This window comes from Geodermatophilus tzadiensis, from assembly GCF_003002915.1.
Classification (GTDB): Bacteria; Actinomycetota; Actinomycetes; order Mycobacteriales; family Geodermatophilaceae; genus Geodermatophilus; species Geodermatophilus tzadiensis.
This window is the reverse complement of sequence record NZ_PVTG01000010.1, coordinates 39735-65338: the sequence shown is the minus strand read 5'-3', so window position 1 is coordinate 65338 and position 25604 is coordinate 39735. Positions and strand designations below refer to the sequence as shown.

Annotated in this window: 18 protein-coding genes; 9 read left to right on the top strand and 9 right to left on the bottom strand. The window is 75.3% G+C overall.

Annotated elements, in window-relative coordinates; all coding sequences use genetic code 11:
• Window positions 1–27: 27 nt before the first annotated feature.
• The 6 genes from LY71_RS13710 to LY71_RS13685 are packed head-to-tail and all read left to right on the top strand — an operon-like array spanning window position 28 to window position 7312.
• Entirely contained in the window at window positions 28–2604 is a 2577-nt protein-coding gene (locus LY71_RS13710) for a glycosyltransferase (RefSeq protein WP_106278430.1), read from the top strand.
• Window positions 2601–3917, top strand: a complete 1317-nt coding sequence (locus LY71_RS13705; protein ID WP_106278428.1) for a lipopolysaccharide biosynthesis protein — start codon at window positions 2601–2603, stop codon at window positions 3915–3917. Before LY71_RS13710 ends, LY71_RS13705 begins: the two co-directional genes overlap by 4 nt.
• Window positions 3914–4516 (top strand): acyltransferase, encoded by a 603-nt coding sequence (locus tag LY71_RS13700; RefSeq protein WP_245887883.1) that lies wholly within the window; start codon window positions 3914–3916, stop codon window positions 4514–4516. The genes LY71_RS13705 and LY71_RS13700 overlap by 4 nt, the downstream gene beginning before the upstream one ends.
• A complete protein-coding gene (locus LY71_RS13695; protein ID WP_106278427.1) occupies window positions 4513–4920 on the top strand; it encodes a hypothetical protein in 408 nt (135 codons plus the stop codon). Before LY71_RS13700 ends, LY71_RS13695 begins: the two co-directional genes overlap by 4 nt.
• Complete coding sequence (locus LY71_RS13690) at window positions 4917–6758, top strand: hypothetical protein (protein ID WP_106278425.1); 1842 nt, start codon at window positions 4917–4919, stop codon at window positions 6756–6758. Before LY71_RS13695 ends, LY71_RS13690 begins: the two co-directional genes overlap by 4 nt.
• Window positions 6755–7312, top strand: coding sequence for a serine acetyltransferase (locus LY71_RS13685; protein WP_106278423.1), 558 nt, complete (start codon window positions 6755–6757; stop codon window positions 7310–7312). The genes LY71_RS13690 and LY71_RS13685 overlap by 4 nt, the downstream gene beginning before the upstream one ends.
• A 96-nt stretch (window positions 7313–7408) precedes the next feature.
• Here the strand turns inward: LY71_RS13685 and LY71_RS13680 are convergent, their stop codons facing one another.
• Window positions 7409–8422, bottom strand: coding sequence for an endonuclease/exonuclease/phosphatase family protein (locus tag LY71_RS13680; RefSeq protein ID WP_170121357.1), 1014 nt, complete (start codon window positions 8420–8422; stop codon window positions 7409–7411).
• A 14-nt stretch (window positions 8423–8436) separates the two neighbouring features.
• Window positions 8437–9294 carry a glycoside hydrolase family 16 protein gene (locus tag LY71_RS13675; RefSeq protein WP_170121356.1) on the bottom strand — a complete coding sequence of 286 codons (858 nt, stop codon included), beginning with the start codon at window positions 9292–9294 and terminating at the stop codon, window positions 8437–8439.
• Between the two features lie 267 nt (window positions 9295–9561).
• On the opposite strand from LY71_RS13675, the gene LY71_RS13670 reads away from it, so the two are divergent.
• The gene (locus tag LY71_RS13670) at window positions 9562–10665 is read left to right on the top strand and encodes a glycoside hydrolase family 16 protein (RefSeq protein WP_106278419.1); all 1104 of its coding nucleotides are present in this window, start codon (window positions 9562–9564) and stop codon (window positions 10663–10665) included.
• Window positions 10666–10720: 55 nt separating this feature from the next.
• Here LY71_RS13670 and LY71_RS13665 read toward each other — a convergent pair whose 3' ends face one another.
• Together LY71_RS13665 and LY71_RS13660 are read right to left on the bottom strand one after the other, a co-directional pair.
• On the bottom strand, window positions 10721–11722 hold the full coding sequence (locus LY71_RS13665; protein WP_170121355.1) for a glycosyltransferase family 2 protein: 1002 nt from the start codon (window positions 11720–11722) through the stop codon (window positions 10721–10723).
• A gap of 240 nt (window positions 11723–11962) precedes the next feature.
• Window positions 11963–14581 (bottom strand): alpha/beta fold hydrolase, encoded by a 2619-nt coding sequence (locus LY71_RS13660; protein ID WP_170121354.1) that lies wholly within the window; start codon window positions 14579–14581, stop codon window positions 11963–11965.
• A gap of 485 nt (window positions 14582–15066) precedes the next feature.
• Here LY71_RS13660 and LY71_RS13650 point away from each other — a divergent pair, with 485 nt between their 5' ends.
• On the top strand, window positions 15067–18033 hold the full coding sequence (locus tag LY71_RS13650; RefSeq protein WP_106278410.1) for an acetoacetate--CoA ligase: 2967 nt from the start codon (window positions 15067–15069) through the stop codon (window positions 18031–18033).
• 82 nt (window positions 18034–18115) lie between these two features.
• Here the strand turns inward: LY71_RS13650 and LY71_RS13645 are convergent, their stop codons facing one another.
• From LY71_RS13645 to LY71_RS13625, 5 genes are all read right to left on the bottom strand, one after another.
• Window positions 18116–18334 carry a hypothetical protein gene (locus tag LY71_RS13645; protein WP_106278408.1) on the bottom strand — a complete coding sequence of 73 codons (219 nt, stop codon included), beginning with the start codon at window positions 18332–18334 and terminating at the stop codon, window positions 18116–18118.
• Between the two features lie 232 nt (window positions 18335–18566).
• Window positions 18567–19436, bottom strand: coding sequence for a glycosyltransferase family 2 protein (locus tag LY71_RS13640; RefSeq protein WP_106278406.1), 870 nt, complete (start codon window positions 19434–19436; stop codon window positions 18567–18569).
• 192 nt (window positions 19437–19628) lie between these two features.
• Window positions 19629–21116 (bottom strand): hypothetical protein, encoded by a 1488-nt coding sequence (locus tag LY71_RS23795; RefSeq protein ID WP_211297337.1) that lies wholly within the window; start codon window positions 21114–21116, stop codon window positions 19629–19631.
• Between the two features lie 574 nt (window positions 21117–21690).
• The gene (locus LY71_RS13630; RefSeq protein WP_106278404.1) at window positions 21691–22548 is read right to left on the bottom strand and encodes a hypothetical protein; all 858 of its coding nucleotides are present in this window, start codon (window positions 22546–22548) and stop codon (window positions 21691–21693) included.
• 165 nt (window positions 22549–22713) lie between these two features.
• A complete protein-coding gene (locus tag LY71_RS13625) occupies window positions 22714–24033 on the bottom strand; it encodes a UDP-glucose dehydrogenase family protein (protein WP_106278402.1) in 1320 nt (439 codons plus the stop codon).
• Window positions 24034–24448: 415 nt separating this feature from the next.
• Here LY71_RS13625 and LY71_RS13615 point away from each other — a divergent pair, with 415 nt between their 5' ends.
• Complete coding sequence (locus tag LY71_RS13615) at window positions 24449–25534, top strand: LCP family protein (protein WP_245887882.1); 1086 nt, start codon at window positions 24449–24451, stop codon at window positions 25532–25534.
• The last annotated feature ends 70 nt before the right edge of the window (window positions 25535–25604 follow it).

Sequence of the window (25604 nt, the reverse complement as noted above, 5' to 3'; positions counted from 1 at the left end):
CTGGGGGAACGGACGGTTCGAGCTGAGATGGCGCTGGTCGAGGACACCGCTCCGGCGGTCCACACCATCGCGGCACACGTGCTGGACGTGGAGCTCTCGGACCCGGTGGGTCCGCTGCAGCGCACGGCTCCGGACGGGTCGACCGCGGACGAGGCCTGGCTGCTGCTGCGCCTGGACGGCGAGCCCGTGGGCTGGGAGGTCGTGTCCCTCCCGGACGGGGGACTGCCGGCCGAGGAGCTCCGGCGGCTCCTGGACGAGCGCTGGGGCGACGTCGTGCGCCGCCGTCGCGCCGGCGGTCCCGGCTTCGGCGAGCTGCACGCCCGCCACCTGGCCGTCGCCCCGCGCGCCAGCGTCGTGCTGTGCACGAGGGAGCGGCCCGAGGCGCTGGCCGCCTGCCTGGAGAGCCTGACCGCGCAGGACCACCCCGACTTCGCGGTCTGGGTGGTCGACAACGCGCCGGTCAGCACCGCCACCGCGGACGTGGTCGCGCGCTTCGCGGGCCGGCTGGACGTCCGGTACGTCGTCGAGCCGCGGCCCGGCCTGTCCCGGGCCCGCAACCGGGCCCTGCAGGAGCCGCTGGAGGGCGAGGTCGTCGCCTGGATCGACGACGACGAGGTCGCCGACCCGATGTGGCTGTCGGAGCTGACCCGCGCCCTGACCGAGCGGCCGCACGCCGCCGCCGTGTCCGGGCTGGTCGTCCCCGCCGAGCTGGCGACCCGCGCGCAGGTCTGGTTCGAGCAGTTCGGCGGGCACAGCAAGGGCCGCGGGTTCACGCCGGCCGAGTTCGGGCCGGGCAGCGGGGACCGCCAGAGTCCCCTCTACCCGCTGCCCCCCTTCGGGGTCGGCGCCAACATGGCGTTCCGCACCGCGGCGCTGCGGGCCGTCGGCGGCTTCGACGTCGCGCTCGGCGCCGGCACCCTGACCCACGGCGCGGAGGACACGCGGGTGTTCACCGACCTGCTGCGCTCGGGGCACCGCACGCTCTACCACCCCGGTGCCGTCACCCGGCACCACCACCGCCGCGACCTCGCCGGGCTCCGCCGGCAGATGGAGGGGTACGGCACGGGCCTCACCGCCTTCTACACCTCCCTGGTCGTCGACTCACCGCTCGTCCTCCTCCGGCTGGCGGCGCTGGCCGGCAGGGCGGTGCGGGACATGACCAGCTCCGACAGCCTGCGCGTCTCCGGACTCGCGGCGGACTTCCCCGCCGAGCTGCTGTCGGCGAACCGGGCCGGCATGCTCCGCGGACCCGGGGCCTACCTCCGCCAGCGGCGGCTGGACCGGCGCGCCGCGGCCCTCCCGGCGGCGGGGTCACCCACCGGGGACGACGGATGGCGGCCGACCAGGGTCGTCCACCGGGACCTCGACGGCGGCGGCGGTCCGCTCCTGGACGACGCGGACGCCGCCCGGTACGGAGCCGTGCTCGTCGTCGCGCGGCGGGGGGCGCGCCCCGTGGGGCTGGTTCCCCTCCCCCTGCCCGAGGCGCTCGACCGCGCCACCCTCGACGCCGCCCTGCAGCGGCTGGTGGAGCCCTCCGCGGCGGACGCCCCGGTCACGGCCGGGGCTGCGCTGCCGAGCGTCTCCGTGGTCATCCCGACCATGCTCGAGCGCCCCGCCGGGCTCTCCCGCTGCCTGCGTGCGCTGCTGGACCAGGAGCTCCCGCCGGTCGAGGTGCTCGTCGTCGACAACCGGCCCGGCACTCCTGACGGCACCTCCGACGGCGATGCCGCCGGCAGCGTGCCGGAGCTCGACGACCCGCGGGTGCGCCTGCTCCGCCAGCCCGTCCCCGGGATCTCGGCGGCGCGCAACCGCGGCGTCGCCGAGGCCGTGGGCGACGTGGTCGCCTTCACCGACGACGACGTCGAGGCCGACCGGCACTGGACCCGGGCACTGGCCGAGCGGTTCGCGGCGGAGCCGGGGGTCGACGGCCTCGGCGGCCTGGTGCTCCCCAGCGAGCTGGAGACCCCGGCGCAGGAGCTGTTCGAGCACCACAGCGGCGGGGCGGCGAAGGTGCTCGTCGCCGAGACCTTCCGCGTCGAGCGCCCCCGCGCGTGGTCCTGGCACCCGGCGCGCTACCGGGTCCTGGTCCAGCGGCGGGTGGACGGCGCCCTGCGCACCGTCCGCACGCACTCGCTCTACCAGCTGGGCACCTTCATGGGCGCGAACATGGCCTTCCGGGCCGCCGCCCTGCGCGCGCAGGGGCCCTTCGACGAGGCGCTCGGCACCGGGACGCCCAGCCGCGGCGGCGAGGACGTCGACATGGTCGTCCGGATGCTGGCCTCCGGCCGGGTGCTCGGGTACGAGCCCACGGCGATCACCAGCCACGCGCACCGCCGCACCGACGCGGAGCTCGCCCGCCAGATGGCCGGCTACGGGACGGGGTTCACCGCGCTGCTGACGGCCGTCGTCGCGCGCGACCCCCGCCACCTGATCGGCCTGGCACACGCGGTGCTCACGGTGGTCCGCGGCCGGCTCCGCCCCCGGGACCCCGGGGTGACCACCCTGCTCGAGGGCCTCCCGGCGGAGCTCCGCCGGCTGCGCCTCCGGGGCATGGTGTCCGGGCCCCGCGCCTACCTCACGGCCCGCTCGAAGGAGACCTCGTGACCGCCACCGCGGCCCCGCGCAAGCGCCGGGCCATGGAGCTCAACGCCGTGGCGCTCATGGCCTCCACGGTCCTCACCGGTGTCCTGGGCATCGTGTTCTGGATCGTGGCCGCCCGCGTGCTGCCGGCCTCGGCGGTCGGTGAGGCGTCGTCGGCCCTGTCCGCCATCACCTTCCTGGCGGGGCTGGCCCAGCTCAACATCGTCAGCGTGCTGCTCCGCTTCGTCCCCCAGGCCGGCCGCGCGACCGGCGGCTTCATCGCCCGCGCCTACGGCCTGGCGCTGGGCATGGGCCTGGTGGTCACGCTCGGCTTCGTCGCCCTGGGCTTCGGCAGCGCCATCCTCGGCGACGAGTGGTTCGTCCCGCTGGTCTTCGTGGGCGCGACGCTGTGCTACGCCCTGTTCCTGGTCCAGGACGGCGCGCTCACCGCGCTCGGCAGCGCCGTGTGGGTGCCCCTGGAGAACCTGGTGGCCGGGCTGCTCCGCGTGGCGCTGCTGTTCCCGCTGGTGCTCCTGTCCAGCCGCTGGGGTGCGCTCGCCGCGCTGGTGGTGCCCACCCTGCTGGCCGTCCTGGTGGTCAACGCCTTCGTGTTCCGCCGGCTGGTCCCCCGGCACGTGGCGACGTCCACGAGGTCGGCCGACGTCGGCTGGAGCTCCATCAAGGGGTTCGTGGCCGGGGACTACGCGGCCAGTGCGCTGGCCAGCTGCGTCTCGCTGCTGCCGCCCGTGCTCGTCTCCGCCGAGCTCGGCAGCGAGGCGGCCGCCTACTTCTACGTCCCGTGGTACATCAGCGTCGCCTTCGGGACGCTGGTGTGGAGCATCGCCATGGCCTTCGTCGTGGAGTACTCCAGCGACGCGGGGGCCTTCCGGCGGCTGATCAAGCGGTCGATGCGCCTCACCGCGCTGGTGAGCGTCGCGGCGACGTCGGTGTCGGTGCTCGCCGCTCCCCTGCTGCTCGCCCTGCTCGGTTCCGAGTACGCGAGCCAGGGGACGACGCTGCTGCGCATCATCGCCCTGTCCTTCCCCTTCAGCGCCGGGTTCGTGGTCTTCACCGCCCTGAGCGTGGCGCGCAAGCGGCTGCGGCCGCTGGTGACGGCCCTGGCGGTGAAGGCGGTGGTGTTCCTCGCGGTCACCGCCGTGGGCCTGCCCTCCTTCGGCGTGGAGGGGCTCGCGCTGGTGTACCTGGCCGCGGAGGTCGTCACGGCGCTCGCCGTCCTGCCGATCGGGCGGCGGCTGTACCGGGAGCTCGTGGCCAGCGCCGGCCGGCCGCGGGCGGCCGAGACCGAGGTGCCCGCCCGGCCCGAGGGGGCGTCGTGACCACGTCGGCCCCCGCCCGCCGGAGCCTGCTGCGCGGGTCCGACCTCCGGCTGCTGGTGGCGGAACTGCGCCTGGACGCGCGCGTCTTCCGGCGCAACCTCTGGTTCAACCGGGTGGCGGCCTCCTTCGCCGTCCCCAAGGCCCTGCGCCGCACGCTCTACCGGCTCGGCGGGATGGCGGTCGACTCCTTCGTGGTCAGCCCCGCCTGCCGCTTCGAGGGCGATCCGCGCAACGTCCGGATCGGGGCGCGCAGCTACCTGAACCTGCAGTGCTTCGTCGAGGCCGTCGCCCCGGTCGAGATCGGCGTCGACTGCGCCGTCGGCATGCAGACGATGATCATCACCTCGGACCACCGCGGTCCGGGCGGGACGTGGCGGTCGCAGGCCCGGGGCCTGCCCGTGGTGATCGGGGACCGGGTGTGGCTCGGGGCCCGGGTCACCGTCCTGCCCGGTGTGACGATCGGGGACGACGTGGTCGTGGCGGCGGGAGCCGTCGTGGCGGCCGACTGCCTGCCCCACGGCGTCTACGCCGGCGTCCCCGCCCGGCGTGTCCGCGAGGTCGACCCCAGCAGGACCCGCGCGAGAGAGGTCACCGCATGAGCTCCACCAGTGCACCCACCGGAGCGCCGGACGTGTCCCTCCGCATCCGGGACCGCACCGGCCCCTTCACCCGGACGCTCGTCGCCTGGGCCGGCATCGCCACGGCCGTGGCCGCGGCCCTGGCGGTCGCCGTCGACGCCCCGCAGGTGGTGCGCCTCGTGACGGTGCTCGCCTTCGTCTGCGCGGGTCCGGGAGCGGCCGTCCTGGCCCACGTGGCGACCTCGCGGCAGTCGACGGCGTGGGCGCTGACCAACGTGCTGTCGCTGGCGGTCTGGGGCATCGGCTCCGCCGTCATGGCGTGGCTCAACGCGTGGTCACCGACCACCCTCCTGCTGGTCCTCGCGGCCGGCACCGTCGCGTCCTGCGCGGTCGCGCTCCTGCGGACGCGGAGGACCGGCCGATGACCCGCGCCTTCGCCGACGCCGGCACCCCCGACGCCCTCCCCGCCTCCGCCAGCGGCGGCACCCCGCGCCGGGAGCGGGCGTCGCTGGTCCGCCGGGCACTGGCGCCCCTCGTCGTCCTCGCCGGCCTGGCCTCGTGGGCGGGGAGCCTCACGCAGGTCGACACCGCGACGCGGTCGGACTACGGCCTGCTGGCCCTCGTCGGCCCGCTGTTCTACGCCGGCCTGGCGCTGCTGTGCGCCGGGTTCGTCCTGGAGCTGTTCGACCAGCGGCGCACCTGGGTGCTGGTGGCCGGGGTGGTCGGCCTCGTGGCGGTCATCGACGCGACCGTGCCGATCCTCTACACCAACCCCGAGTACGCCTGGACCTACAAGCACCTCGGCGTCGTCGAGTGGTTCCGCGAGGGCAACGGCGTCACCGACCCCCGCGACATCTACCAGCAGTGGCCGGCCCTGTTCACGGCGGTGGCCGCCCTCGGCGACCTCACCGGCGTGAGCACGCTGACGCTGGCGGCCTGGGCCCCGTTCGCCTCCAGCCTGCTGGTCTGCCTGCCCGTCTTCGCCATCGCCCGGACCCTGTCCGAGGACCGCCGGGTGGCGTTCCTGACGGTCTTCCTCTTCCACGCGGGGCTGTGGGTGGGCACCGCCTACCTGTCGCCGCAGGCGTACGCCTTCCACCTGAGCCTGGGCTGCGTGCTCGTCGTGCTCGCCTGGCTGCGCCGGACCCCGACGGAGTGGCGCCGCGGGCCGTCGTGGCTGCGGCGGCTCAAGGCGTGGACGGCGCGGGGGGCCGAGCCGGTGACCCCGGTGGCGCAGCGGAGCCGCTGGGCCGCGCTGGCCCTGCTGTACGTGCTCTTCGCCACCGTCACCATCGCCCACCAGCTGTCGCCGTACATGCTCGTCGCGGCCTTCGTGCTGCTCACGGCGCTGGGGACGGTCCGGCCCCGGTGGACGGTCCTCGGCTGCCTCGTCATCGCCGTGGCCTACCTGCTCCCGCGCTTCGAGTTCATCAACAGCGCCTACGGCCTGCTCGACAGCCTGCGGTTCTGGGAGAACGCCGGCGGCGTCGTCTCGACGACGACCGGCACCGCGGGCCAGGTGTTCACCAGCACGGTCGCCTCCGCGCTCGCGCTGGGCATCTGGCTGGCCGGCGCCCTCGCGGTGCTGGTGTCCTGGCGCACGCCCGGCCGGGTGCTGGTGCCGGCCGCCCTGGCGTTCGCACCCTTCCTCATCCTGCTCGGGCAGAGCTACGGCGGCGAGGCCATCTACCGCGTCTACCTGTTCTCCCTGCCCTTCACCGCCTTCCTGATCGCCCAGGCGGTGCTGCGCATCCGGTGGGCGCGCGTCCTCGCCCCGGCGCTGGCCGTGGTCCTGGTCGCCGTCTCGCTCGCCAGCATCCAGGGGCTGCACGGCACCCTGGCCTGGTCGACCTTCTCGGAGGACGAGGTGGCGGCCATGCGGTGGCTCTACGAGAACGGGGAGCAGCGCAGCACGCTCGTGATCGGGGCCCAGAACGCGCCCGGGCGCCTCACGGCCGACTACAACGCCTTCGGGGTGCCGTCCTCCGGCGGCGACCCGGATCTCATCACGTTCGCCGGCCTGGGCGGGGAGCTGCTCGACGAGGGCGGGCTGCCCGCGGTCGAGGAGTTCATGGCGACCCAGGGTGAGCGGCCGTACCTGGTCATCACCCGCAGCATGGTCGAGTACTCCGAGTACTACGGCCTGGTGGCCGACGGGTCCCTCCAGCGGCTCGAGGAGGCCGTCGCGGGCGCGCCGGGGTGGACCACCGAGTACGAGAACGACGACGCGCTGATCGTCCGCTTCGAGGGCGGCGCGCCGTGAGCGACGCCGTCCCCGGCCCGGGGTTCCGCCGCTGGGCGACCCAGGACTGGGCGGTCAACGCCGGGTACCCGGACTCCCGCCTGCTGCTCCTGGCGTTCCGCACCGCCCAGTGGGCGGTGCGCCACTGGGGTCTGCCCGGCCGGGCCCTGGCCTTCGGCTACTCGCTGTTCACCTCGCTGTTCGTGGGCGTCGAGCTCCCGCCCGAGCTCGAGGTGGGACCTCGGCTGCGCGTCTTCCACCCGCACGGCATCGTGCTCAACCCCCGTGTGCGCCTGGGGGCCGACTGCGTGCTCCGGCAGCACGTCACGATCGGCAACGTGGTCCGGCGGGACGGCTCGGAGAAGGGCGTCGCCAGCGCCGGGGACGACGTCGAGTTCGGGGCCGGGTGCGTCGTCGTCGGCGCCGTGCACGTGGGCTCGCACGCCCGCGTCGGCGCGCTGTCGCTGGTGCTGCGGGACGTGCCCGAGTGGGGCGTCGTCCTCGGTGTCCCCGCGGAGCTGGTGCGCGTGGACGACCCGGGCCACCGGCGGGCCGCCATCGCGTCGGAGGTCTGAGGAGCGTCGGAGGTCCGAGGGCCGTCGGAGGTCCGAGGGCCGTCGGAGGTCCGGGGGGCGTCCGGCTCCGCCGGCCCGGCGTCGCCGCCGCGCGGGTCAGCCCGTGGGCAGGCCGACGGTCGCCAGCAGCCCCCGGTGGTCGGAGCCCGGGACGGTCACCGTGCGCAGGTCCTGCGGACCGGCGCCGCGCACCAGGACGTGGTCGATGCCGATGAGCGGCGGGACCGCCGTGCCGGCCGGGAAGGTCGCCGTCCAGGACGCGCCGAGCTGCTCGGCCACGTCCCGGTAACCGTCCTGCAGCAGGTCGCGGAACTGGGCGTTGCCCCACGTCGCGTTGAAGTCACCGCCGACGAGGACGGCGGAGTCCCCGGCGTCGGCCTCCCGGGCGATGCCCTGCAGCAGGGCCGGCAGCTTGGCCATGTCCCGGACCCAGTCGTCGGCCGCCTGCGGCCAGGGGCCGGCCACGTGGACACCGAGCACGGTGGGGCCCGGCCGCCCGTCGGGCAGGACGACCCGGGCCGACACCGCGGGGAAGGTCAGCTCGTCGTGACGGGCCTCGTCGGTCAGCGGGGTGCGGCTCCACAGCCCGATGCCGTCCGCACCGGGGGCGGCCTCGACGAGGCTGTGCGGCAGGAGCTCGTCGAGGCCCGCTGCCTGGAGCTGCCGGCGCAGGCGCGGGGTGAGCTCCTGCAGGCTCACGACGTCCGCGCCGGAGCGCTCCACGGCGGCCACGAGGCCCTCGGCGTCGACCTCGCCCAGCCGCACGTTCGCCGTCAGCAGCGACAGCGACCGCCCGCCGGGGACGTCCACCGGGTCGCCCGCGTGGGTGGGCGCCACGGCCGCGACGGCCGCGGCGGTCAGGGCGGCGGCCAGTGCGGCGCCGGTCCACCGCCGGCCCGCGGCGAGCAGGGCGACGGACACCGGGGCGAGGGCCAGCAGGTGGGTGGAGAAGGCGCTCACCGCGACCAGGAGGCTGGTGCCGGAGAGGTGGTGGTGCGCGGCCAGGCCGACGCCGGCCGTCAGTCCGGCGAGGGCTCCGAGCAGCCCCGCGGCGCAGCGGGCGCGCCGCCGCCCGCGGGGACCCGTGGCCGCACCCGGTCCGCCGGACACGACCTCCCCGGCGCTCAGCGGTACATCCGGACCCAGTCCACGTAGAGGCTCACCGTCTCCGGGGTGGTCTCGTCCGGAGCGGGGATCCACGTGCCCTGCGGTCCCACGTCGAGCTGGATGGCCAGGTGCATCGGGCCGTGCGGGATGGCCGCCGGCTCGGTGGTCTGGAAGACCTCCTCACCGTCGAGGTAGACGGTGATGCTGTCCGGCTGCCAGTCGACGGCGTAGTTGTGCCACTGGGTGAAGTCGCCGTCCACCGTGCTGTCGATCCGCATGTCGTTCGCGCCGTAGTGGACGGTCGTGTGGTTGATCCCCCGGTCGCCGGCGACGATCTCCATCACGTCGATCTCGCCGTCGATCGGCCAGTTGTCCGAGTCCGGCCACAGGAGGATGGCCGGCGCGTACCCCGTGCCCTCCTCGACCCTGGCCCGGAACTCCCACCTGCCGTACGTGGTGGCCGGCTCGCCGTGCCACGCGAGCCCACCGGAGAACTGCTGCCAGGCGGTGATCACCAGCTGGCCCTGCCGCAGCGAGACCGCGTCCGGGCTGCGGACCCCGATGTTGTTGGCGCCCGCGCCCCCGTAGAGCCGCCAGTCGGCGGGGTCGAGCTGCCCGTCGTCGAACTCGTCGCCGTCGAACTGCCGCCAGCCGAGGCGTTCGGCTGCGGTCGAGGGGAGGGGCTCACCGTCGTCCAGGCCGGTCGGCGGGGCCTCCGAACCGGCCGACGGGGGCTCCGAGCCGCCCGTGGTGCAGGACGCGAGGAGGCCCAGCACGGTGGTGGCGGCGAGCCAGCCACCCACCCGGCGGCGGGGGGCGCGGCGGGGCGGGCCGACCTCGGCGTGCGACCCGGCGGCTCGAACGTGCGACGACATGATCATCCCAGGATACGGGGCCGGACCGGCGGGATCAGGTGGTGTGGGGCACACGACAGGATCGGACGACACCCGGCCCCCGGACGGGCGACCCGGCCGGCCCGTGCTCCCCGGCCCGGCCGAGGGACGCGTGTGACCACTGGTGCGCGCGGTGCCCGGGAGAGACGAAGTGGTCCGTACCACCCTGTCCACTCTTCACAGCTCACCGTGTCGACATGTTTACTCCCAGCTATGTCGTCACACCGTGCATCCGGCCGACCCCGAGACGTGAGGAAGCGCCTCGCCATCCGCCTCATCGCCCTGACGGCCGCCTGCACGGCCGCCAGCAGCCTCGTGGCCCTGTCGCTGGACGCACCGGAGGACGCCACGGCGACCGACTCCGTGGTCGAGGCCGCCTCGTGGTGGCGCGTCTGGGGGAACGACGAGACCTCGCAGCGCCGGCCGCGCAACGAGTCCCCCGCCTCGACGCGGCGGTCCGGACCGCCGGCAGCGACGGCTCCGCAGGCCGTTCCGCCGCCGGCCACGCCGCCCACCACGCAGCCCGCTCCGCCGCCGACCACGCCGGCTCCCGCACCCCCGCCGGTTCCCGCGTCCACGCCGCCCGCCGCCCCCGCGCCGCAGGCCACGACCCCGTCGCCCACCCCGGCCCCGCAGGCGGCGGCACCGGCGCCGTCCGCGACGACGACCGGCGGGGCGGGCGTCCCGGCGCCCACGGGCGACGTCACCGGGTGGCGGCAGGTCTTCACCGACGGGTTCGACGGCTCGACGCTGGGCTCCCAGTGGCGCACCTACTCCGGCCAGCCCGGCGGCTCCCCGTACGGCACCTGGTCGCCCTCCCAGGTCTCGGTGAGCGGCGGGTTCCTGCAGCTGCGCAACGAGCTGCTGAACGGCCAGTGGGTCAGCGGCGGGCTGGCCAGCCGGATCGGCCAGACCTACGGCAAGTGGGAGATGCGGTTCCGCGTCGACGCGGGCGATGAGATCAAGTACGCCGCACTGCTCTGGCCGGACGGCCCGAGCTGGCCGCCGGAGATCGACTTCGCCGAGGACGCCGGCGGCAACCGCAGCGGCACGACGGCCACGCTGCACTACGGCGGGAACAACGCGATGGTCGGCGAGCGGGTCGCCGTCGACCTGACGCAGTGGCACACCATGGGCGTCGAGTGGTCCCCCGGCCGCCTCGTCTACACCCTCGACGGCCGGCCGTGGGCGACGACGGTGCACCAGGGCGTGCCGAGCGAGGCGATGCACCTGGCGATCCAGACCCAGCCCGGCGGCTGCCAGGGCGGCGGTGGCGCCTTCGGCTGCGGCGTGGGCAACCCGCGGACGACGACCATGCAGGTCGACTGGGTCACCATCTACGCACCGGCCTGAGCGGGACGCGGACGCCGGTGACCGGGCCTCGGGCCGGTCACCGGCGTCCCGCGCGTCAGGCGCCGGCCCGGGCCGCGGTGGTCCGGCCGGCGGCGTACCCCCAGGCGGCGGCCAGCAGGCCCACCCCGGTGGTGGCCACGCGGGCCAGGCCCCACCCGTCCCCGCGGAGGACACGGCGCAGGTCGCGCCACACCCCGCGCGGGATGGCCCCCAGCACGTGGCCGCGCTCCTCGCCGAGCGCACTCCCCTGGTCCAGGGCGGCCATCGCGGCCTTGCCCCGACCCTCCTCGTAGCAGCGGCGGACGAAGTAGCTCCAGCCGGCCCGGGCGGCGGGGACGTCGTGGACGATCTGGGCCTCCGGGACGTAGAGCCAGGTCCGCCCGGTCACGGCGGCCGCGCGGATGCAGAACTCCGTGTCCTCCGGGCTGGACGCGGCCCCCAGCTTCCCGAAGCCGTCGCGGAAGCCGCCGACCCGGGCGAAGTCCTCGCGCCAGACGGCCATGCTCTCGCTCCACACGTTGCGCACCTCGCTGCGCCGGGTCGGCATCCCCTCGTAGGACGCGCCGACCACCCAGAGGAACTCCGGGGGGAACCAGCGGGGCACGACACCGCGGGGCCAGTCCGCCTCGACCCGTCCCCCGACGCCGACGGCCCCGGGGGTCTCCTGCAGGCCGCGGACGAGGGTGCGCAGCCAGGTGCGTGCCGCCCGGGTGTCGTCGTCCAGGAAGGCGACGACGTCGCCCCGCGCGGCCCGCGCCCCGGCGTTCCGGGTGCCGGAGGCACCGCGTGCGGTGGTGTTGGGGACGACGCGGACCTCGGGGAACGCCCGCTCGACCCGGTCCAGCAGCGCGGGGGCGTGGTCGACGGCGACGACGACCTCGAGCGGTGGCCGGTCCTGGTCGAGCGCCGACCGGACGGCGGCGGTGATCCCCGCCCACCGCGCCTCGGTGTAGCAGGCGATGACCACCGAGACCGTCGGTTCCGCGGGGCGGTGCGGCGCCGGGTGCGCCACGGCGACCACCGCGTTCCCGGCGGGGCTGGATGACAGGTTCAGCACGGGCGTCCTCCGCAGTGCTCAGCGTTCGGTGTCGTGCTCGGCGACGACCGCGCTGTCGTGGCGAGGGCGCTCCCCCGCGGATCCGCTCCGATCACGGCGAAGATGTTGCCCGATGAAACTGTGACACACCTGGAGATCCACGATCGAGTGAGCGCGATCATGTTGCGGCCGTCCGTCACCGCGGGTGAGGTCTCGACGCCGGTCGGCACCCGCCCGGTCGGTCCCGGGCGGGCGCCGCGGTCAGGGAGCCGTGTCGCCGTCGGTGGCGAGGCCGCGCGCGATCTGCTCCACGTACGGCGTCCGCAGCAGGGAGTTGTGCTCACCGGGCAGGGTGGTCATCCGGACGTCCCCGACCAGCAGCTGCTCCCACACGACGAGGCTGGCCTCGTTGAGGTGGCTGACGTAGACGTCCACGCGGCCGTCCCACGGCTGCGGGTGGTGCAGGAGCGACACCCGCACCCCGAGCTCGAGCATGCCCTCCATGCGCGCCCCGCCCGGGGGCAGCACCGCGGTCGCGAGCGCCAGGACCCGCCGCCGCCACAGCTCGCGCCTCGTCGTCGGCGGACCGTACTTGTCGTCGCCGGGCAGGGGGGCCACGGTCGGGCGCTCCCCGGCCGCGGTCGCCTCGGCGGGCCAGGCCCGCTCGACCAGCCGCTGGGGCAGGACGGTGTCGACGAGCGTCACCGAGTCCACCCGCTCGCCGGCGGCGGCCAGGCGCCGGGCGACCTGCAGGGCGACGAGCCCGCCCATGGAGTGGCCCACCAGCCGGTACGGCCCGTGCGGCTGGATCGCCCGCAACCGGCGCAGGTGCCGGCGCGCCGCCATGCCGATGGAGTAGTCCGGCAGGCCCCACTCCTCGAACCCGTGCGGCTGGAAGGCGTACACGGGCTGGTCGTCACCCAGCACCTCGGCCAGGGGGAGGAACGCCTGGCCCCCGGCCCCGGCCCCGGCGAAGCACAGCACGGGGAGGCGGGACCCGGACTGCCGCAGGGCGACCACGCTGGCGCGCCGGCGCCCGGACCGGACCCGCGCGCCGCCGGCGTCGCCCGCCCGGGACCGCGCCACGACCGCGGCGAGCTGGCGCACCGTCGCGTTCTCCGCCACGTCCCCGGAGGTCAGCACGACACCGTGCTCCTCCCCGAGACGGGTGAGCATCTCCTCGACGCTGAGGGAGTCCCCGCCCAGGGAGGTGAAGGTCTCGTCCCGGCCGACACCGGAGCGGTGCAGGACGGACTCGAACAGCCCGGCCACGACCTGCTCCCAGTGCCCCTGGGGCGGCTCGGGCTCGGGCCGGACGGGCGGGGGCAGCGCCCCGCGGTCGACCTTGCCCCGCTCGTTGCGCGGCAGCTCGTCGAGCAGCACCAGCTCGGCGGGGACCATCCAGCTCGGCAGCAGCGCGACCAGCTCGCGGCGCAACTGCGCTGGCGAGGGGGTGCGCTGGTCGCTGCTCGGTGCGACGTAGCCGACGAGGCCGGTGCCGGTGTCGTGCCGCACCGCGACGACGGCCGCGTCCGCGACGCCGGTCAGGCCGCGCAGGGCCGTCTCGACCTCGGAGGGCTCGACGAGGTAGCCGTTGACCTTCACCGCGTCGTCGGTGCGGCCCAGCTGGTGCAGCACACCGTGCTCGTCGTAGCGGCCCCGGTCACCCGTGCGGAAGGTCGCCCGGCCGTCCTCCGCGCGACCGAACGGGCCGTCCGCGCTCCCGGTCAGGTAGCTCGCCAGGTGGGTGCCCAGGACGTGCAGCGTGCCGACCTCGCCGGGCGGGACCGCGCGACCGTCCTCCCCGAGGACCTGGATCTCCTTCTCCTCCGCCACGTACCCGGCGGGGACCGGGCCGTCGCCCACCGGGTCGGCGGGCAGGAGGGGCGCGAACGACAGCTGCCCGGTCTCGGAGGAGCCCAGGTGGTTCATGATCGTGACCTCCCCGAGGCGGTCCCGGGCCGCCCGCACGTCACGTCCCTGCAGCGCCTCGCCGGCGGTGGCCACCAGCCGCAGGTCGTCCAGCCGCTGACCCGGCGACAGCACACCGGTCAGGGCGCGCAGCAGCGACGGGGTCATCGTCAGGACCGTCACCCCCTGCTCCCGCAGGAAGGCGGGCAGGCCCCGCATGCCACGGTCCCGGGGGTCGTAGACGTGCAGGCCCACCCCGTTCAGGAGGGCGCCGAAGAGGGCGTGCTCCCCGAGGGCGAAGGACGGCGGCAGGACGAGGCCGACCCGGTCCTCCGCCGTCAGGTCCATGTACCGGGCGGTGATGGCGGCCTCCGCCACGACGAACGCCTGGCCGTGGACGACCCCCTTCGGCCGGCCGGTGGACCCGGAGGTGAAGACGATGGTCGCCGGGCTGTCCGGCCCGGGCGCCGCCGGGGGCTCCCCGGACCCGTCGGCCGGGGCGACGTCCTCCGGGCCCGGCGGGGCGACGAGGGCGTCGAGGTCGGTCACGACCGGGAAGGTCCCGACCTCCTCGGCGCGCGCCGCGAGCCGGCCCTCGACCACGGCGATCGCGGCTCCGGCCATCTCCTGGATCTGCTGGAGGCGCCCGGTCGGCAGCTGCGGGTCGAGGACGACCAGCGGCCGGCCGGTGAGCACCACGCCGAAGACGGCGACGACCAGCTCCGGGGCGGGGGTCGCCAGGACGGCCACCGGCGCACCGGGTGCGGCCTCCGGCGGCACGAGGGCGGCGATCCGGCCGGCGGCTGCCCGTGCCCGCGCGCCGAGCTCCTCGAAGCTCAGGCACGAGTCCGGTCCGCTCACCGCGGTCGCACCGCCCCGCTGGGCCACCACGGCCTCGAAGACGGACGCGACGGCACCCGCGCGGCGGGCGGGGCCGGCGACGGGTGGACCGGACGCGGGGGCAGACATGGACACCGTTCCTCCTGCGGGCTGGACCCGACGACGGTAACGGCCCGGTACCGGCGGGACCCACCTCGGTCCTCCGATCGTGGTCGCCGTCCCCACCCGGCCCGGCAGCGGCGGGTCATCCGTCGGGGTGAGTGCACGACCGCGCACGGGCACCCGGGCCCGTCGAGCGCCCATGCTCGGCTCAGAGCGGCCTTGGCAGTGGTCGGACCAGCGACTAGCTTGACGTCCACTACGCTGGGTCGACGAACCCGCACACGGAGCGTGATGGTCATTCGGATGGTCCGCGGGAGAACCGCCCGCCCTGACGTCGCCTCCGGAGCCGCGCCCGTCGCCGTGCGCGGAGTCGACCTCGCCGCCCCCCGGTGGGACGTCGCGGCGGAGGCCGTGTCGGGTACCTGGGGAACCGGGATCCGCCGGCTGCCCGTTGACCTCCCGCCGGACCGGGACGCGCTCGGCCCGGTGGCCCTGATGCCAGGAGGTAGGAGATGACGGAGCTCGGCACCGCACCGGACGAGGTGCGCGCGCCGGCGCGGGTGCACCAGGTCGCGGACCTCAGGCTGCGCTGCGAGTCCGTCGCCGGCCGCCCGCTCCCCACCGCCACGGCGCTGCACGCGTGGTCGGTGGACTCCTACCGGGACTTCTGGCGCACCTTCCTCGACTGGGCGGACCTGGCGTGGGAGGGGTCCGCGGACACGGTGAGCACGTCGGACGACGTGTGGACCGCCCGCTTCTTCCCGGACGTGCGGCTCAACTACGCCGAGAACCTCCTGCGCCCGCTGCCCGGCGTCGACGACGCGTCGCCGGCGCTCACCTCCGTGCACGGGGACGGCTCGGTCGAGCGGTTCTCGCGGTCGGAGCTGCGGACGGCGGCCCGCCGGACCTCGCGTGCCCTGGCCGACGCCGGCGTGAGCGCCGGGGACACGGTGGTCGCGATCTCCGCCAACAACGCCCGGGTCGTCGTCGCCGGACTCGCCGTTGCCGGTCTCGGGGCGGCGCTGTCGACCGCCACGCCCGACATGGGGGTCAGCAGCCTGCTCGGGCGGTTCGGCCAGGTCGACGCCACCACCGTGCTGGTCGACCGCTCGGGTCTCGGCGGCGGGGACCGGCCCGCCGACGAGGTGCTGCGGGAGGTCGTGTCGGGGCTGCCGGCGACCCGCCGGGTGGTCCTGCTCGACGACGGGCCGCTGCCCGAGCTCACCGGGCTGCCCGTCACCCGCCTGGCCGACCTGGTGGCGGCGGTGCCGGCCGACGACCCCGGGCCGGACTGGCCGCGCGTGGCCTTCGACGACCCGCTCTGGGTCCTCTTCTCCTCCGGGACCACCGGACCGCCGAAGGCGATGGTGCACGGGATCGGGGGCTCGCTCCTCGAGCACGTCAAGGAGCACCGGCTCCACGTCGACCTCCGGCCGACCGACGTCCTGTACTTCCACACCACCACCGCGTGGATGATGTGGAACTGGCAGCTGTCGGCCCTGTCCGTCGGCGCGCACGTCGTCCTCTACGACGGCCCGGTCACCGGTCCGGAGACGCTCTGGCGCCTGGCGGCGCGGCACGGGGTGACCGTGTTGGGCACCAGCCCCGCCTACCTGCAGCTGTGCCAGGACGAGGGCTACGTCCCGCGGGCCGACGTCGACGTCAGCGCCATCCGTGCGGTGCTGTCCACCGGCGCCGTCCTGCACGACTGGCAGTTCGCCTGGCTCGCCGAGCACGTGGGCCCGGTGCCGCTGCAGTCCATCTCGGGCGGCACGGACATCGTCGGCTGCTTCGTGCTCGGCCACCCCGAGGTCCCGGTGCGCCCGGGCCGCTGCCAGTCGCTCAGCCTGGGGCTGGACGTGGCCGCGCTGGACGACGACGAGCGACCGGTCCTCGACGAGGTCGGCGAGCTGGTCTGCCGCAACCCCTTCCCGTCGCGGCCGGTCCGCTTCCTGCGGGACCCCGACGGGGAGCGCTTCCGGGCCGCCTACTTCACGCAGCACCCCGGCACGTGGACCCACGGCGACCGCATCGAGATCGCCGCCGACGGCTCCTCGCGGCTGCACGGTCGGTCCGACGGCGTCCTCAACGTCAACGGGATCCGCATCGGCCCCTCGGAGGTCTACCGGATCGTCCGCGCGGTGCCCGGCGTCGCCGACGCCGTCGCCGTCGAGACCGAGGACCCGGCCGCCCCGGGGAGCAGCCGCATGGTGCTGCTGGTCGTGCTGCAGCGCGGCACGGAGCTCGACGACGAGCTGAGCCGGGAGATCCGGGCCAGGCTGCGCCGGGAGGGGTCACCCGCGCACGTGCCGTCGGTGGTCCTGGCGGTCGACGAGATCCCGCTGACCCACAACGGCAAGCGCTCCGAGAGCGCGGCGCGGGCCGTGCTCTCGGGCCAGCCGGTCCGCAACCTGTCGGCGCTGAAGAACCCCGGGTCGCTGGAGTCGATCGGCGCGGCGGCCCGGCGTGCGCAGGAGGCCGCGGCGACCGCGACCGTGCCGGCCGAGGACGGCGACACCCACGCCGCGGTGGCGCGGGTCTTCGCCGAGGTGCTCGGCGGGCCGGTGGCCGACGACGCCCACTTCACCGACGCCGGCGGCACCTCGCGCCAGGCGATGACGCTGATGCGGCGACTGCGGCTGGAGCTGGACCGCCCGCTGCTGCTGGAGGACTTCCTGGCCGACCCGTCCGTGCGCGGGGTGACCCGGGCCGTCACCACCGGGGCCACGGCCGACACCCCGTGCGAGGTGCTGCGCCGCGGGGACCCGGCCGAGACCCCGCTGTTCCTGGTGCACGGCTACCTCGGGGACGTCGACATCTACCGCACCCTGGTGGACGCGCTGGAGACCTCGGCACCGGTCTACGGCCTGACGTCCGACCCCCGGATCGCCGCGACCGAGGGCATCACCATCGAGGACATCGCCACCCCGCTGGTGGCCGGCGTGCAGGAGACGCTCCCCGAGGGGGACGTCCGGCTGGCGGGGTACTCCTTCGGGGGCCTGGTCGCCTACGAGATGGCCCGGCAGCTCACCGCGGCCGGCCGGACGGTCACCTTCCTCGGCCTGCTCGACACCGAGCCGCCCTTCGACCACCTGTCCCGGGTCTCCCGCGCGCTGCGGACCGTGGCGTGGTGGATCGCGCTCCTGGTGCCCGGCATGGTCGAGGACTCGGTGCTCGCGGTCCTGCGCCGGCGCTTCGGCCGCGCCGTGACGCCGGTGGACGAGGAGCGGCAGACCTTCACGGCCGCCTACCGGGTGTTCAACGCCTACCGGCTGCGGCCCCACGCCGGGCCGGTCACCTACTTCCGCGCCCGGTTCCGGGTGCCGGTGATCGCCAACCTGCTCTACGTGTGGCGCCGGGTCGCGCCGGACCTCCGGGTCGTCTCGATCCCCGGCTCCCACCACGTCCTGCTCAGCGGGGAGCACACCCCCGAGCTGGCGGCGCGCATGGACGCCGCGCTGAGGGCATCGACGCGCTGACGGCACCCGGCTCGCTGACGGCGCCCGGCTCGCGGGAGCGGTCCCGGCAGCGACGGTCAGGCCGCCGTCCGCCGGGCGGGGCTCAGCGGGTGCCGAGGAGCCGGGCGAGCAGCGAGCGGCGGTAGCGGTCGCAGTCGCACATCGCGCAGTCGGTGCCGCGGCGGTAGTGCTGGTGCGCCTGCCGGCCGTGGCCGCAGTCGCTGCAGGTCGCCACGCCCGCGCTCGGGGCGGGTGCCAGCCGGACCTCCGGCCGGGCGAGCGCCGTGTTCCCGGTGAACTCGGCTCGGCGAGCAGGCTCCATGGTCGACCTCCTGGGGCTGCGAGGCCCCGGGTGGGCCGTGCACCGACGGAAGCCTACGGCTCCGCTTCGCTGTCGCCCAGTTACTCACCGTTTGGGGTAAGCAGGCGACGCAGCGGTCCCACTCGTCACGGTGGTCATCGTCCCGACGGCCCCTGCAGGAACCGGGGCCGTCGGGACCTCGGCCGACCGCGGGAGGGCAGTGCGCCCCCGGCGCCGTCGCCGGGGGCCGAGGTCACGCCGTCTTCTCGGCTCCGCGCGGCGCCGTGTCGCGCACGTGCGGCGCCGGCAGGGCGATGGGCGCCACCGCCACCCGGCGGCCCTTGCGGTTGCACCGCTCGACGGCCAGCGCACCGAGCACCCGGAACCCGTCCCGCCAGGTGTTGAGGTTGCTGGTCCCGTGCAGCCGCGGGTGCTCGTAGCTGGGCACCTCGGTGATCTGCATCCCCGCCTTGGCCATGCGGGTGTTGATGATCGTCTCGATCTCGAAGCCGTCGCCCCACAGCTTGACGTCGCCCCGCTCCGTGCCCGGGTCGAGGTCGAGGGACGACAGGCAGTGCGTCCAGAACGCGTTGTAGCCGTAGCAGAGGTCGGTGTAGCGGGTGCCGAACAGGAGGTTGGCGATCCGGTTCAGCCACCGGTTGCCCCACGCCCGCGTCCGGGTGATGTCCGAGCTCCCGCCGTCGCTGGCGAAGCGCGTGCCCTTGGCGAAGTCCGCGCCGGCGGTGAGCGCGGCGACGAAGCGCTCGATCTCCTGCCCGTCGGCCGAGCCGTCGGCGTCGAGCATGACGACGACGTCGCCGGTGACGGCCGCGAAGCCGCAGGCCATCGCGTTGCCCTTGCCGCGGCGGGTCTGCCGGACGATCCGGACGTCGGGCCGGAGTGCCCGGGCGACCTCGATGGTGTCGTCGATGCTGTGCCCGTCGACGACGATCACCTCGTGTAGGCCCTCGGGGAGGCGGGAGAAGACGTGCGGCAGGTTCCGCGCCTCGTTGTAGGTCGGGATGACGACGCTCACCCGCGGCGCGGCGGTGCGGACGGGGACGTGGTGGATGCGGGCCTGCGTCGGGATGCGGACGTCCGGGTGGCTCTGGGTCTGGGTCATGTCTCAGCTCTCGTTCCTCGTGCGCTGTCACTGGGGACTGGGGCCGCGTCCTCGTCCGGGAGCACCGGGGACCACGAGGGGTCCGAGGGGTGCTGCGCACGGCGCTCCGAGGAGGCGGGCGGGGGTGCGGTGCCGGCGCGTGCCGGGGCTCGACCGCGGGAGCGGCAGGTCGGGAGGCCTGCCGCGTGCGCCTCAGTCGGGAGGCGAGCCGGGCTCGTCGGCGCGGTGGGTCACCGGGTCGACGTCGGTGCCGTGCGGGAGGTCGGGGTCCGACAAGGACAGAGCCGGGACCCGCGCGCCGAGGACGGCGTGGTCCTGCGCTCCCCCGCCGTACTGGCCGCTGCCCGCGGCGGAGCTGCCCGCGGCGCCCGTGGCGCACGACCCCGTCGGCGCCGGGACGGCCGGCGGCGGCATCGGGGTCGGCATGGGCGGCTGCGCGGGCGCCGGAGGAGAGTCCGGGGACACGGGCGGAGGGCTCGCGACGAACTCGAGCACCGGGGCACCGGCGGTCGCGCTGCTGCTGGGGGGCGTGCTCCGCTCCCTCGCCGCGGCGTGCGTCTCCGCCGGGGGCTCGACCCGGGTCGAGGTCCCGTCGTCGTCGGGCGCGACGACCGTCTCCGGCGCGTGCGGCGGCACGGTGGCCGCGGCGTCGTCACACACCGGGGGTGCGGCGGGAGGGTGCGGGACCCCGTGCTCCGCAACAGGGGTCGCGTCCACGGCGGGGGTGACCGGGGCCTCGTGCGTGGTGACCCCGCTCGCCACCTGGTCCTCCACGACCGTCTGGGCGACCGGCACGGCCGGGTGGACCGTCGTGGTGCCGGTGGTCGTGGTGCCGGTGGTCGTGGTGCCGGTGGTCGTGGTGCCGGTGGTCGTGGTGCCGGTGGTCGTGGTGCCGGTGGTCGTGGTGCCGGTGGTCGTGGTGCCGGTGGTCGTGGTGCCGGTGGTCGTGGTGCCGGTGGTCGTGGTGCCGGCGGTCGCCGTGCCGGTCGTCGCAGCGCCCGTGGTCGTGGTGCCCGTGTGCGTCGTACCGGTCGTCGCCGCGCCCGTGGTCGTGGTGCCCGTGTGCGTCGTGCCGGTGGTCGTGGTGCCCGTCGCGGGCTTGACCGGCGTGGCGGGCACGCCCGTGGTGCCCGTCGCGGGCTTGGCCGGCGACGCCGGGACGGTCGTGGCCGGAGCGGGCTTGGCCGGGACGGTCGTGGCCGGCGCGCCCGGGACGGGCTTGGCCGGGGTGGGCGTGACCGGCGCAGGCGTCGCGGGGGCGGGCGTGCTGGGCGCCGTGGGCGGAACGGGAGCCGGGACCGCCGGGGGCTCGACCGGTTCGACCGGCTCGGGCAGCGTGGCCGGCTCGGCCGGAGCCGCGTCCTCGGACGGCGCGGGCTCGCTCGCGGGCAGCTCCTCGACCGGCTCCTCGACGGGCTCGGCTTCGGGGAGCTCCGCCTCGCCGTGGTCCTCCCACCACCGGGCGTCCGCGTCGGCGCCACGGGAGACGGGCCCGGCGGCGGTCCCCGCGTCGTGGGCACGGGCCGGACCGGCCAGCACCCCGAGGACCACCCAGGCGCCGACCAGGAACAGGAGGAGGACGAGGACACGGCGGAGCACGGGGCCGCGGGTGGGGAAGCCGGCCGCGACGGGCACCGCGGCGGAGCTGAGCGCTCCCGCGGAGTGTCCGTTCGCCAGCACGCTGCCCTCCTCGTGGCCACAGCGCGCCGGTCGCGATGTGGCGGGGGCACGGGCACCAGCCCGCGCACGTCCCCGAGCGACCTTCCCCGGAGGAGCGTGCGACGTCCACCGGATACGGCGAAGGGCGCGCGACCCACCAGCCAGGTCTCACGCTACGTAACGGCCCCCTGTCGTCCCGAAAGCGATTTCAGGAGACGAGGAGGCTCCCCGGATCGCGCGGACGAGGGCGTTCAGACCTGCGTGCGGCGGAACCACCGGTGGCGACGGAAGGCGACGCAGTGACAGAGCGCACAGTCCCGGCCGCGGCGGTGGTGCTCGTGCGCCGTCCGTCCATGACCGCAGGTGCACGACGGTCCCGCCGGTGGGGGCGGCTCCTCGACGGCACGCAGGCGGGGCCGCGTCTCGGGCCGTGAGTCGTCAGGGAGCAGGTCGTCTGGACTGGGCAGTCGTTCCTCGCCCGGAGCGTGCACCGCGAGCCCTTTCCGGCGCCCCCCTCCATGGCGGCGTCCTGCTGAGCGCGGATGATACGGCTGGAGGAGGCCTGGGCAACCCGTGCTGTGGACGGCGGCGGAACTCAGTCCTGCGCGGTCCGCACTCCCACAGCCGGCGCCTCGAGCGAGAGGCTGTCGTCGGAGCGGCGCAGCCAGGAGGACGGCAGCACCAGGCGCGGCGCGACACCGACCAGGACGGCCACGAGCACGGCCACGCCCGCGAGCGCCTCGCCCGACTCCTCGACGAAGGTCGCCATCGCCGTCCAGCGGCCGTCGACGACGGCCGACACCGTCGAGAGGCCGACCGCGGCGACGGCGTAGAGGCCGAGGGTGCTCAGCACACGGCGCCGGTCACGGCGCTCGGCGCGGCTGACGAACGCCAGCACGGCGAGGACCGCCAGGGCGAGCAGCACGCTGACCACCACCGCGCCGGTCGGGGAGAACAGCTCCGCGAGCACCTGCATCCCGGCGACGTGCACGGTGCCGCCCATCTTGACCACGGCGATGCCGGCGGTGACCGCCGCGACGGCCAGCCACCAGGTGCGCCGTCCGGGGTTGCGCGCGGCCCCCGCGACCGCGGCCAGCGCCGCCGCGGCGAACAGGACGGCGACGTAGGTGCGGGGCAGTGAGCCCGGGGCGTCCATGGACAGCAGTCGGGCTGTCGGACCGCTGGTGCCGGTCAGCCGGGTGGCGTAGCCCACGGCCTCGACCGCGACGGCAAGCAGCGCCAGGCCCACGGCCACCGGCGGCATCGGCACCCGCCGGCGCGGGGGGCGGACCCGGGTCGCCGGCCGGTCCAACGCCGCGACCGTCAGCGCCCGGTCGGCGCCGGTACCCGGCGAGCGCTCGTCGGCCAGGCGGATGCTCCGGCCGACCACGACGCCGAAGACGACGGCGACGATTCCCCACGCGGCGAGCCCGCCGACGATCCACGTCCACACACGTGCGATCTCGGCAGGTCCGGGCCCGGACGTGACCGCCCGGTCACACCACCGGGTCACGTGGGACGGGCGGGACCAGCCGGATGGGTGAGGTGGTGGTCGACATGCGCAGACGAACTCCGGCACCAGATCTCCGTGCGCGGTCACCCGAGGTGGAGGGCGGCCTCAGCCGGCGCGGCGGCCCAGCGCGCGGTAGGTCCAGCCGGCCGCGGTCCAGGCCTCGCGGTCGAGGGCGTTGCGCCCGTCGAGCACCCGCTTGCTCGCGACCACGTCGCCGAACGCGACCGGGTCGATCTCCCGGTACTGCCGCCACTCGGTGAGCACCAGGACGGCGTCGGCGCGGTCGGCGGCCTCCTCGGGAGTGTCCGCGTAGTCGAGATGAGGCCACTCACGGCGGCTGTTCTCGACCGCGGCCGGATCGGTCACCCGGACGACGGCGCCCTGCAGCTGCAGCTGCGCGGCGACGTTGAGCGCCGGTGAGTCCCGGATGTCGTCACTGTCGGGCTTGAACGCCGCGCCCAGGACGGCCACCCGCTTGCCGAGCAGCGACCCGTCGAGCACCTCGCGGGCCAGCTCCACCATTCGGATGCGCCGGCGCATGTTGATGTTGTCCACCTCACGCAGGAACGTCAGCGCCTGGTCGGCGCCCAGCTCGCCGGCACGGGCCATGAAGGCGCGGATGTCCTTGGGCAGGCAGCCGCCGCCGAAGCCGAGGCCGGCGTTGAGGAACTTGCGCCCGATCCGGTCGTCGTAGCCGATGGCGTCCGCCAGCTGCTTGACGTCGGCGCCGGTGGCCTCGCACAGCTCGGCCATCGCGTTGATGAAGCTGATCTTCGTGGCGAGGAAGCTGTTGGCGGCCGTCTTGACCATCTCGGCGGTGGCGTAGTCGGTGGTCACCTTCGGCGTCCCGCGTTCGACGATCGGGGCGTAGACCTCGTCGAGCATCCGCTCCACGGCGGCGCCGTCCTCGCCGGCGGGTAGTCCGTAGACGAGCCGGTCGGGGTGGAGGGTGTCGCGGACGGCGAAGCCCTCGCGCAGGAACTCCGGGTTCCACGCGAGCAGCGCCCCGGGCACCTTCTCCGCGAACATCGCGGCCAGCTCGGCAGCGGTCCCCACCGGCACGGTGGACTTGCCCACCACCAGCTGGCCGGGGCGCAGGACCTCCAGCAGCGACTCGGCGGCGGCCTGGACGAAGTGCAGGTCCGCGGCGTACTCGCCGTGCTTCTGCGGGGTGCCGACGCACAGGAAGTGCACGTCCGCTTCGGCGGCGTCCGCGACCTCCGTGCTGAAGGAGAGGCGGCCCGACCCCAACGAGTGGCGCAACAGTTCGGGGAAGTCCGGCTCGTAGAAAGGGGCCCGCCCCTCGCAGAGCGCGGTGACCTTGCGCCGGTCGACGTCCACGCCGACCACCTGGTGCCCGAGTTCGGCCATGGAGGCGGCGTGGACGGCTCCGAGGTAGCCGCAACCGATGACCGAGATGCGCACCGCCGTCTCCCTCCGTCCGGACACTTCGACTCCGAAGTGCACCACGGGTGGCGGTGTCTCGCCTGGGGAGGACCCGATCAGGGGGACGGCGGGGGGCGTCGGTCAGGGTCCGGGGCGGACGGCGCCGCACCGGCAGGCGTAGAGACTCGCGCCGCTGAAGGCGTCCTCCCCGACCCAGCGGAACCGGTGCCACCTGCAGCGGCGCGGCTCGGCGGCGCTGGGATCCGGGCGCCACTCACCCGGACGACCTGCACTGGACCGCTCGCCACTCGACACGATCTCCATCGTGCACGACCGACCGGTCCGCCGGAACCGACTGCGGCCCTCTCCGTCTCACCCGTCAGGGTGGCCAGGGGGTCTGCCGGACCACTCCAGCCGTCTAGCCTCCGGGCGCCGACTGACGACAGGGGTCCGGGTGAGCGACGACGAGGCACGCGACGGGTCGACAGCCGTCCTCGACGAGGACGGCTCGCCCACGGTGCCACCGCGCCGCCGTCGCCGGGGACTGCGGCGCTTCCTGATCGCCCTCGGCGTCCTGCTCACCGTGCTGGTGGTGCTAATGAGCGGTGGGCTCTGGTACCTGACCGACCGCTACGCGGGCAACATCGACCGGGTCACCGACGTGTTCGCCGGCCTCGACGAGGACGCCCGCCCCGCGCCGGCGGCGCCGGCCACGGAGGCCGGCGCCGAGCCGGTCACCTTCCTCCTGGTGGGCACCGACACCCGGGAGACGGCGGAGGCGGGCGTCGCCGAGGGCGGCCGATCGGACGCCGTCATGATCGCCCGGCTCTCGGGCGACCGTCGGCACGCGCAGCTGGTGTCGATCCCCCGGGACTCGTGGGTCGACGTCCCGGGCCACGGGATGGACAAGATCAACGCCGCGTACGCCTTCGGCGGGCCCGCGCTCCTCGTGCAGACCGTCGAGCAGCTGACCCAGGTGCGCATCGACCACTACGTCGCCATCGACTTCGAGGGGATCATCCAGGTCACCGACGACCTGGGCGGGGTCGACGTCGTCGTCGCCGAGACCACCAGCAACGGGCCATACACCTTCCCGGCCGGGGTCAACCACCTCGACGGCGATCAGGCGCGCTGGTACCTGGGGCAGCGCTACGGGCTGCCCGGCGGCGACTTCGACCGGGTGCGCCGCCAGCAGCAGTTCATGGAGGCGGTGTTCAGCCAGCTTCTCAGCACGAACACCTTCACCGACCCTGGCCGGCTCGACGCCGCGCTGCTCACGGTGACGAGCGCGGTCGCCGTCGACGAGTCGTTGGGCAACACCGACCTGCTCGGGCTGGCGTACTCGATGCGCGACCTGCGTCCCGATGCCCTCGACTCCTTCACCGCGCCGGTGCTGGGCACGGGGAGTGAGGGCCCAGCCAGCGTCGTCTACCTCGACGACGTGGCTGGCGAGCGCATGTGGGCCTACCTGCAGAACGACACGTTGTCGCAGAACGCGGACGAGTTCAGCGCCGAGGCGCTGCCCGACGTGCCCCGCTGACCCGCCGTCCCCTCGTGTCACGGACACCTCACGCGTCCGGGGTCCCGTGGGTCCGTCGGGCCGGAGGATG

Bases quoted from the DNA above. Each gene is read 5' to 3' on its own strand.
- LY71_RS13660 (WP_170121354.1), bottom strand. From the start codon at position 14,581: ATGTCTGCCCCCGCGTCCGGTCCACCCGTCGCCGGCCCCGCCCGCCGC.
- LY71_RS13650 (WP_106278410.1), top strand. From the start codon at position 15,067: ATGACGGAGCTCGGCACCGCACCGGACGAGGTGCGCGCGCCGGCGCGG.
- LY71_RS13690 (WP_106278425.1), top strand. From the start codon at position 4,917: ATGACCCGCGCCTTCGCCGACGCCGGCACCCCCGACGCCCTCCCCGCC.
- LY71_RS13640 (WP_106278406.1), bottom strand. From the start codon at position 19,436: ATGACCCAGACCCAGAGCCACCCGGACGTCCGCATCCCGACGCAGGCC.
- LY71_RS13645 (WP_106278408.1), bottom strand. From the start codon at position 18,334: ATGGAGCCTGCTCGCCGAGCCGAGTTCACCGGGAACACGGCGCTCGCC.
- LY71_RS13710 (WP_106278430.1), top strand. From the start codon at position 28: ATGGCGCTGGTCGAGGACACCGCTCCGGCGGTCCACACCATCGCGGCA.
- LY71_RS13675 (WP_170121356.1), bottom strand. From the start codon at position 9,294: ATGTCGTCGCACGTTCGAGCCGCCGGGTCGCACGCCGAGGTCGGCCCG.
- LY71_RS13695 (WP_106278427.1), top strand. From the start codon at position 4,513: ATGAGCTCCACCAGTGCACCCACCGGAGCGCCGGACGTGTCCCTCCGC.